The 9,227-nt window shown below is 70.6% G+C and carries 9 protein-coding genes and 2 pseudogenes; 3 read left to right on the forward strand and 8 right to left on the reverse strand.

Annotated elements, in window-relative coordinates; genetic code table 11:
- The 6 genes from M8J74_RS43070 to M8J74_RS43095 form a co-directional block, all read right to left on the reverse strand.
- Nucleotides 1-1,033: acyl-CoA carboxylase subunit beta (locus M8J74_RS43070; RefSeq protein WP_283949307.1), on the reverse strand; the 1,033-nt coding region annotated here is incomplete at its 3' end.
- Between the two features lie 177 nt (nucleotides 1,034-1,210).
- Nucleotides 1,211-1,447: an acyl-CoA carboxylase epsilon subunit gene (locus tag M8J74_RS43075; protein ID WP_249841615.1), complete on the reverse strand. Its 237-nt coding sequence runs from the start codon at nucleotides 1,445-1,447 to the stop codon at nucleotides 1,211-1,213.
- Nucleotides 1,448-2,067: 620 nt separating this feature from the next.
- Nucleotides 2,068-2,292, reverse strand: coding sequence for a hypothetical protein (locus tag M8J74_RS43080; RefSeq protein WP_308406193.1), 225 nt, complete (start codon nucleotides 2,290-2,292; stop codon nucleotides 2,068-2,070).
- Between the two features lie 222 nt (nucleotides 2,293-2,514).
- A complete protein-coding gene (locus M8J74_RS43085; protein ID WP_249841616.1) occupies nucleotides 2,515-2,961 on the reverse strand; it encodes an NUDIX domain-containing protein in 447 nt (148 codons plus the stop codon).
- Nucleotides 2,962-2,977: 16 nt separating this feature from the next.
- Entirely contained in the window at nucleotides 2,978-3,262 is a 285-nt protein-coding gene (locus tag M8J74_RS43090; RefSeq protein ID WP_249841617.1) for a helix-turn-helix domain-containing protein, read from the reverse strand.
- Nucleotides 3,259-3,738: a Uma2 family endonuclease gene (locus M8J74_RS43095; RefSeq protein WP_249841618.1), complete on the reverse strand. Its 480-nt coding sequence runs from the start codon at nucleotides 3,736-3,738 to the stop codon at nucleotides 3,259-3,261. The genes M8J74_RS43090 and M8J74_RS43095 overlap by 4 nt, the downstream gene beginning before the upstream one ends.
- A gap of 339 nt (nucleotides 3,739-4,077) precedes the next feature.
- On the opposite strand from M8J74_RS43095, the gene M8J74_RS43100 reads away from it, so the two are divergent.
- Complete coding sequence (locus M8J74_RS43100; RefSeq protein WP_249841619.1) at nucleotides 4,078-4,245, forward strand: hypothetical protein; 168 nt, start codon at nucleotides 4,078-4,080, stop codon at nucleotides 4,243-4,245.
- A 612-nt stretch (nucleotides 4,246-4,857) separates the two neighbouring features.
- Here M8J74_RS43100 and M8J74_RS43105 read toward each other — a convergent pair.
- Nucleotides 4,858-5,328, reverse strand: a complete 471-nt coding sequence (locus M8J74_RS43105) for an iron chaperone (protein ID WP_249841620.1) — start codon at nucleotides 5,326-5,328, stop codon at nucleotides 4,858-4,860.
- Between the two features lie 425 nt (nucleotides 5,329-5,753).
- Between M8J74_RS43105 and M8J74_RS43110 the strand changes: the two are divergent.
- Nucleotides 5,754-5,876 (forward strand): annotated as a pseudogene (locus M8J74_RS43110) (site-specific integrase); the annotation flags it as partial.
- Between the two features lie 475 nt (nucleotides 5,877-6,351).
- A pseudogene (gene rox / locus M8J74_RS43115) lies at nucleotides 6,352-7,778 on the forward strand (rifampin monooxygenase).
- A gap of 218 nt (nucleotides 7,779-7,996) precedes the next feature.
- On the opposite strand, the gene M8J74_RS43120 reads toward rox, so the two are convergent.
- Complete coding sequence (locus M8J74_RS43120; RefSeq protein ID WP_249841621.1) at nucleotides 7,997-9,022, reverse strand: hypothetical protein; 1,026 nt, start codon at nucleotides 9,020-9,022, stop codon at nucleotides 7,997-7,999.
- Nucleotides 9,023-9,227 lie beyond the last annotated feature (205 nt).

Below are 9,227 nucleotides of genomic sequence, written 5' to 3' on the forward strand. Positions count from 1 at the left end.
CGATGTCCAGGACGCCCGCGAGGGCCTGGGGCTGGTTGGCGACGATGCCCACCACCTGCCCGTCCAGGCGGGCCAGCGCGCACACGACGTTGCGCGCCCAGCGCTCGTGGACCTCCAGGTACTCGCCGTCGTCGACGATCTCCTCGATGACCCGGCCCATGTCGTAGGGGCGGCTGCCGTCGGCCGGGACCAGGTCCAGCAGCACCTCACTGCGCCGGGCGGGGGGATCGGTGCACGGGACGCGGGGCGGGAACTGGCGGTTGTTCTGCGGCAGCAGGGACAGCAGGTAGCGCACCTCCGCCAGACAGCTCTCCTCGTCGTCGTAGGCGAAGTGGCACACCCCCGAGGTCTCGGCGTGCACGTCGGCGCCGCCGAGGCCGTTGTGGGTGATCTCCTCGCCCGTCACCGCCCTGACCACGTCGGGTCCGGTGATGAACATCTGCGAGGTCTCCCGCACCATGAACACGAAGTCCGTCAGGGCGGGGCTGTAGGCCGCGCCGCCCGCGCACGGCCCGAGCATCACCGAGATCTGCGGGATGACCCCGGAAGCCCGGGTGTTGCGCTGGAAGATGCCGCCGTAACCGGCCAGCGCCGAGACACCCTCCTGGATGCGGGCGCCGGCGCCGTCGTTCAGCGACACCAGCGGGGCACCGGCCGCAACGGCCATGTCCATGATCTTGTGGATCTTCGCGGCGTGGGCCTCGCCCAGCGCACCGCCGAAGATGCGGAAATCGTGGGCGTAGACGAAGACGGTACGGCCCTCCACCGTGCCCCAGCCGGTGATCACACCGTCGGTGTGCGGCTTCTTCGCCTCCAGCCCGAAGCCGGTCGCCCGGTGCCGGCGCAGCTGCTCGACCTCCTGAAACGATCCCTCGTCCAGCAGCAGCCCGATCCGCTCCCGCGCGGTCAGCTTGCCCTTGGCATGCTGCGCCTTCGTCGCCTTCTCGCACGGCCCGGCCACCGCCTGCACCCGGATGGCCCGCAGCTCCGCCACCCGCCCCCGCGCATGCGACGGCCCGACCGCCGGGGCCATGTCATCAAGGACTGTCACTGTGCCTGCCTCCCTCATCAGCACGGCCGAACCCGAAACCCTCCCAGCAAAGAAACCGCTTGCGCGGTTTACATAGGGGGGTGGGTGGCACGCGCGTGGATCACGGATCGGACCTGTACGAACACCCGGCCGCGGACCGCGGCCGTCACACCGGCGGCGCTAACGCCAGCAGTGCGGGGACCGCCACTGCCCGCCCACCAGACCGGGACGCCGCCACGACGGGACGGCAGACGACGACCCCGGCCCCGGCCCCGGCTCCGGTTCCGGTGCGCCGGCCGCCGCCTGCCGCCCGGCCAGCACCGAACACAACACCACCGCCACCGCAGCCAGTTCCTCCACATCAGCCCGCCCACGCTCCACCCGCAGCGCCAGGGCCGGCACACCCGCTTCCCCCATCTCGGCTCCTCTCAGCTGCCGCCACCGTCCGCCACCGCACTACACAGCCGCTCCAGCCCCGCTCAACAACCACCGGAACCCGCACGACCCGCCCCCCTCACGGCGCCAGCGACCCCCGGGCAGGCCGGGCAGACACCGGCGAAGGCACCGCACGCCCCGCGGCGCCAAAGGGCCGGCCGCCCGCGGCGACCACTCCCCCACACCGTCCCCGCCCCGCCCCGCCACAGCGACGAACACGAGCACGCCTGCGGCGCGAAAGCCCCCCTCCGGGGCAGGCACAGGGCGCGGGCGGCTCAGCCGGCCCTCTGGCACCGGCCGCCCCGGCGGCACGAACCCCCGACCGCCACGGTTTCCGCGGCAGCCGGCGCACCACAGGGCCGCCGAAGCCGTACCCGCCGGCGGCCGGCACTCCCGGCAGGAGGCGCGCTGCACGCCACCCACCCACCCGCCGCAGAGCCACAGCCACTTCACTGCCGTGAACACACACCCGGAAGAACCCGCGAACCGCCACGAAAACGATCTGCCAGGCCAGCGCCCCCCAGCGCCCCGCCCCCCACACACCGAATCCGGCACCCCCGCAGGCAACTGCGTGGGCACGGCCGGCCCCTCGGCAGCGACCGTCAGGCCGGCACGTGCACGACCAGCCGGTCCCGCTCTGCATCAAAGATGCCGGCCAAGACGCCGGCCACCTCACGGTGCCCACCGAAAAGACCCTGCCGGCCGATATGCACGAAGAGAATGCCGTAGCCGTCGATCACCCCGGAAACACCCCGGGCATCGCCCGTGCCGGACCACGCATCCAGATTCCGACCGAACCACACCGGCAACCCGCACAGCCCGACCACGGCATCCCAGAAGATGGTCGCCGATCATCCAACCGCCTTCGGACAGCGCCCGGCCGCACCATTCAGCGGCCAGTTGGAAGATCCGGACGTCCGGCTTACGGATGCCGACCCCGCCGAAGACGCAACGGGCCGCAAAGACACCTGATCACTGAGGCGGCACGCATCAGCCTGCTCGATTCCCCAGACTGATGGGCCAGCTGAGGGGCGACCAAGCAAAAACGCTCATACTCCCAGACGGTCCAGCCAGGCGTCCTGGCCGTCCGCCAACGGGAAGGCCAGCGGCAGCGGCTCGAAACGACAGTGGAACGTCATGCCATTGTCACGCCCCGCGCCCGTCACGTGGTGGTCCCACGCATCAGGGACATCCGCGCCGTCGTCCACCTCCAGTTCGAAGAAGGTGGTGTGGCGAGGAAAGCGGCGGATCGGATGCGGCATGTGCTCCTCCGCGAGGGGGCGCAGCACCCGCACGCAGGTCAACCCGCACTCCTCTGCGACTTCCCGCAGTACCGCCGCTTCCAGCGGCTCCTGCGGGGCCACACCCCCCGCCGGGACGTGCGTGCCGGGCGGCAGGTCCGCTTCGTGGTCGAACACGAGCAACTCCACCGACCGTCCCGCGCGTCGGCGCAGGACGTAGGCAGCCACCCGGATACGCAACGTCAACTCCTCCATTCCTGCAGCGTAGGAGTCACACACTCTCGATCACGGCAGAACCCCAGGATCGAAGAAACAGGCCTTGGCTCGCAGGGCGGCGGGGGCGGACGGCCTCTTTCTCGGTGGCGGTGAAGGTGACCGTCAGCCGGCAGTCCAGGGCCGCGGCGATCCGCTCCAGCAGGGCGAGAGTCGGCAGGTCTCTGCCGGACTCGATCCGGGAGATGGCAGCCTGCCCGGTGCCCGCCGGCTCGGCCGCTCCGGCCTGGGACATCCCCCGTCGGCTGCGCCACGACCGCACCAGGCGGGCGGTGTCGTTCACAGGCCGCCGCCCGCTGCGTAGCGGGGCAGCCCGGCCGTGTCGATCTTCCAACCGGCGACGGTGACCGTGTCACCGAAGAGGTAGTGCTGCCGATTGTCGTAGGTGACCTCACCGGTACGGCGGGTGGGCGCCCAGTAATGGACGGCACTACCGTCCCGGGGATCAATGATCAGGTAGTGCGGGACGCCCATGGCCGGATAGTCCCGCAGCTTGCCTTCGTAGTCGTTGGCCGGGTTGGACCGCGAGACGATCTCGATGACCAGATGCGCGCGACGCGGGTCGATCGCGTCGCCCTCAGCGACGGCCTCCTCCTCATCGATCACCACGAGATCGGGGACGCGCAGGACGCCCAGGGCCGCGTCCTCCATATCGGTCTGCGCCATCAGCACGAGATCCGCCCCCAGCTGCGACTCGAGCTGAAGGCGCAGACGGTGGGCCACCAACTGATGCTGTTTCTTGGGGCTCAGCCTCGTCATCGAGGTCGACGATCCCCGCGCCACGGTGGCCCTCATCGAACAGTCAATCACCCGCGGCTGAGCCGCCACTTCCGGCTCGGACACCCCTCTGCCGGCTCCGTATACGTTCATCGACGCCCCTGTGCCGCCTCCTCGCCGCAGGGGGCGAGCGCCCAAGCCGCCGGACGCGGAACCGCCGTGTCCGGCCCTGCCCCACGTGCTGTCGAGCCCCCCGGCCCGGCACGGCTGCGATTCGCCCACGCCCGACTGCGGCACCGCATGCCCTGCCTGCCGCAGCAGCCGGGCTCCACCAAACGCCCGAACGCGGCCGGGCCACTGACCCCTCGCGCGATCGGGGCCTTGGCCGGGCAGGTGCCCACCCGGCACGACGGCCTGCAGCTGATCGGCTCCACCCCGCTGCCGCGCGCGGCCCCCCGCAAGACAGTCACACGCTCGAAGCCGGCCGGACACGCCGGCCACGGCTACCGCGGCAGCCACGGACGGTTCTTCCGGGATGTGCGGCTTTAGCTGCCGACGACCGCCCAGGGCATCCCGGTCACCCGGTACCCGGCCGGCCCCAAGCCCGGCGAGGAAGAAGCGACGACCACGTCACGACAACGGGATCATCACCCCATCCGGGCCGGGCAGCCGATCCCCAGGGCTTCACCGGGCGAAAGTGCGAAGGACTCCCCACCGACCGGCTCGCAGCTCACCCGGCGCGGCCGGATCGCAAGGACGAACGAACCCACCGGCCCGGGGACGACAGCCCGAGCACGACAGTGGACCGGGCCGTCATCGATCCCCTCAACAGCTCAGCTCACCCTGGAGCAGCACGGCGCTCGCACCCCCACCGGGATCTTCGCCCGCACCGGCCAGCCGCTCCCCCCTCGGGCCGCCGCCATCCGGCACAACCCAGCCGCCGACGCCAGGGCCGAGCCCCTTGACCGCCTACGACCACCGAGGACACCGGACCTCATGAACCTCCAGGGCGCCTGCGCAGCCCAACGCCGGGCACGGTGCCGCCAGAGCCCACCAACGTCCCGGAACCGGCCGATCGGAAAATGCTGTTCCCACCCGCCGCCCCATGCTGTCCCCAGAAAGCAGCGGCGTCAGCCCAAGCCACCTGCCAGGGCGCCTGCCTCAGCCGGCCGCCCGCTTGACCAGCTCCGCGATCCGCTCCTCCACCTCGCCCGTCACCTCACTCAGCGCGAACCCGGTCGCCCACATCGAGCCCTCGTCCAGCCGGGCCGCGTCATTGAAGCCGAGAGTGGCGTAGCGGGCCTTGAACTTCGCCGCGCTCTGGAAGAAACACACCACCTTGCCCTCCAGGGCGTAGGCGGGCATGCCGTACCACAGCTTCGGCGCCAACTGCGGGGCAGCGGCCCTGACCACGGCATGCACCCGCTCGGCCATCACCCGGTCAGCACCCTGCATCTCCGCGATCTTGTCCAGGACGTCCCGCTCCGCCAGCGCCGCCTTCTGAGCCTGCGAACCCCGCCGCGCCGCCGCCTTCTGCTCCTTGGCGTGGTCCTTCATCGCGGCCCGCTCCTCGGCCGAAAACCCCTCATACGAGCCGGCCTCGGCGCTCTTACCACTCCTGGTACCGCTCATGATCACTCCCGAAAACCCCTCGCTCACCACGACCGATCCCCGGTGCGCGCGGCCGAACCCGGTCCCTGCCGCCAGTACACCATCCCCCCACCCCCACCCCCTCGAACCCCACTCAAGAACCACTCGAACCCACCCCTCACCCCCCAGCCGGCACGCCGGCCGGCACGCCGCACCACCCCGCACAGCCAACAGACCGGACACCGCCGCGACATGGCCGAACCGACAGCGCGAACCCGGCCGCACAGACGGCCGACCCGCCCGCCCAGCCGGGCACTCATCGATCCCCAAGCCCTCACCGGCGCCCGTCCGTCACGCACAGGCCGGGGCAACCACCGCTGCTTTGCACCCAGTTGCCAGCCTGCACACGTGGCCAGGCCGTGTCCGGCCGATCACCCTCCCGCCTGCCCCGAAGGTGCCGCCCGGCCCTGCCCTTGCTTGCCCGGTCCCGGCACAAGAAGCCGGAGAACCTCCGCCGCTGCTTCAAGCCCTCGGACGAGGCAATCGCCGAAGCCACCGGCCTGCTCGCACCCGGCGACGCCCGGCGTTGATCCAGCCCAGTCAGCCCGGACGCCGGCCCTCACACGCGGTGGGGTCCGGGCGAGGATCGCCGCCTTCGGCGAGCACACCTCGGCTGTCGACCTCGCGTCGCGGGCCCGATGAGGGAGGGCTTTGTCCGTTCACTACGGACGGCCAGCGGGAGGGCTTTGTCCGTTCACTACGGACGGCCAAAAGCAAAGGCAAGGAGGTCACCCACTCCTTGCCACTGTCAACTTATAACGCGCGGAGGGCCTTGCAGCAAGGCCCTGGGCGTGGCGCAGAATCGTCGGCCGAGGCCAGAACTTGGGGACATCAGGGATTCGCGAAGTATGTGTGCCTTTATCGACTATGGGTTCTGCGGGACGGGAAATCGCCGGGCGGGACTCGCGGTGTGGTTGCGGGCACGCGGCGCGCAGGTCCGGGTGTGCGCGCCGCCGGACGCGCAGAGCAGCTGGCCGAAATGCAGTCTTCTCGAATGGGGGGTTCATGATTGATGTGATCGTTGCCGGCGGCGGACCGACCGGCTTGATGCTGGCCGGCGAGTTGCGGCTGCACGGCGTGCACGCGCTCGTGCTGGAGAAGGACGCGGAGCCGACCCGGATCGTCCGCTCGCTCGGTCTGCACGCGCGCAGTGTCGAGGTGATGGACCAGCGAGGTCTGCTGGAGCGGTTTCTCGCGTTCGGCAAGCAGCACCCGGTCGGTGGTTTCTTCGCCGCCCTTGACAAGCCGCGCCGGACCAGATGGACACCGCGCATCCGTACACCCTTGGCATCCCGCAGACCACCACCGATCGCCTGCTTGCCGAGCACGCCACCGAACTCGGCGTCGAGATCCGGCGCGGTTGCGAACTCGTCGGGCTGAGCCAGGACGAACAGGGGGTGAGCGCCGAACTTGGCGACGGTACGCGGCTGCGCTCGCGCTACCTCGTCGGTTGTGACGGTGGCCGCAGCGCGGTGCGCAAGCTGCTCGGCGTCGGCTTCCCCGGCGAGCCCTCCAGGGTGGAGACGCTGCTGGGCGAGGTGGAGGTGACCGCGCCGCCGGACACGCTGAAGGCCGTGACGGCTGAAGTCCGCACGACCCACAAGCGGTTCGGCGCCATGCCCCTCGGGGACGGGGTGTACCGCCTCGTCGCGCCCGCCGAAGGGGTGGCCGAGGACCGCACAGTCCCGCCGACCCTGGACGAGCTGAAGCGGCAGGTGCGAAAGCTCGCCGGCACCGACTTCGGCATGCGCTCACCGCGATGGCTCTCCCGCTTCGGCGACGCCACCCGGCTGGCCGAGCGCTACCGCACCGGCCGGGTGCTGCTGGCCGGCGACGCGGCGCACATCCACCCGCCGACCGGCGGGCAGGGGCTCAACCTCGGCATCCAGGACGCGTTCAACCTCGGCTGGAAGCTGGCCGCCGAAGTCAACGGCTGGGCACCGCAGGCACTGCTGGACAGCTACCACACCGAACGGCACCCGGTGGCCGCCGATGTGCTGGACAACACCCGCGCGCAGACGGAGCTGATGTCCCTCGAGCCGGGTCCCCAAGCCGTGCGCCGGCTGGTGTCGGAACTGATGGACTTCGAGGAGGTGAACCGGTACCTGATGGAGAAGATCACGGCGATCGCGGTCCGCTACGACTTCGGCGAGGGGCATGAACTGCTCGGCCGTCGGCTGCGGGACGTGACGCTGAAGCGGGGTCGCCTTTACGCGCTGATGCACGGCGGCCGCGGGCTGCTGCTCGACCAGACCGGCCGCCTGTCGGTGGCAGGCTGGGCAGATCGAGTCGACCACGTCGGCGACATCAGCAAGGAACTGCACGCGCCCGCGGTGCTCCTGCGGCCGGACGGCCACGTGGCGTGGGTTGGTGACGATCAGCAAGATTTGCTCGCCCGGCTCCCCCAGTGGTTCGGCGCCGCGGTCAGCTGAGCACGCATGCGGGGCGCGCAAGCCCACTGGGCCTGCCCGGACGGAGCGGGTACGCAAAGCCGTCACTCGTGAGGAGACGCTGTCGCCGCTGAAGGCCACCGGCCAGTACGGACGCCGAAATGGAGGGGGGGCGGCTACTGAGGTCCTTCGCGTGATGTCGCCGGTCCCGGCTGCTGAACAGCAACGATGCCTGATCCATGAACGGCTCTGCCCAAAGATCACCAGTAGACGCTCTCGGCTTGAGCGTCCAGCGCCTTATGGATCTGTCGTTGCGTCACCTTGTGCCGGACGCGACCAGAAAGCCGCTCCAGTTCGAAGCGACCGGCTTGTTGAGGGATGCGGGCCAGGGCGCGTACGGCAGTGCCGGTCAGCGGGGTTCGCACGGGTGCCCGTTCGACCAGGTCTCCCAAAGTGCGGACGGAGGTGGGGTGCGGTGGCAGCAAGGAGAGCAGCCAGGTGAGCCCGGCGAGTGCAGGCACGTGGTACGGGTCGTAGCCGCCGTCCCAACGGCCCCCACCGCCGGCGGCGAGGCCCAGCCAGGGCGTCACCGTCCGGCGGATCTCCTCGGTGCCGATCGGGGCGACGAGGGCCAGCGCCGTGCGGTCCCAGGCGCGCGTGGGACGCGCCACCGGCGCGAGCAGAGCGTGGCCGATGACGTCGGGCCAGGGTTCGCCGAGCGAGGGCAGGCCGGCGAGCAACGCATCGGCCCACGGCTCGCCGGGGTTGAGTACGGGGTGGCGAAGACGGTCGAGCACCGGTGTCACGCATTGCGTGGGCCAGGCGTGCTCCAGCGCGGAGCGGCGAAGCAGGGCGACGACCGGTTCGGGTACACGCCTGCCGGCGTCCAGCAGAGCCTGGCTGCACGTCCACAGCTCGTCGCTGATGCCACAGGACCAGAACCGATCTGCCATCTCCAGCAGCAGGGCTTCCCATGCCTGGCACCAGTCGGCGTCGGCGATGTCACGCGAGACTGCGGCGAGCAGCACCAGCCCACGGTTACCGACCTCACCGTCTGCCGGTGCCGTTACTGTCGTTGCTGCGTGCTCGGCGAAAGACCGGGCCAGTGCAATGCGCTCTGCCTCTGGCAGACCCCGCAGCACCGTCGTCACTCCGAAGCCCTCGTGCCATGAGTCCTCCGCAAGGAGCACGGCACGCGACAGCTCGGCGAGGTCGCCCTTGCCCGCCAGCTCCCCTATGTAGTCGACTCGCGCGACTGACTCCCACGGTGACGCCACCACATCCATGGCGGGAGCGTACGGGCAGCCACCGACAACGCCAGGGAACGCGACTCGAAGGACTTCCCTCTCCCCGCCTACCGATGATCTTTGGGCGAGTGCTTGGCGGATCAAGCATTGCTGCTGTTACGGCACCTGACAGGGACGACATCACGCGAAGAATCTCAGTAACCGGCCCTGCCAAAGCCACGGGACGTGCCGGCGGGTGATCAGG

It is taken from the genome of Streptomyces panaciradicis (genome assembly GCF_023516615.1).
In the GTDB taxonomy this organism is placed as follows: domain Bacteria; phylum Actinomycetota; class Actinomycetes; order Streptomycetales; family Streptomycetaceae; genus Streptomyces; species Streptomyces panaciradicis.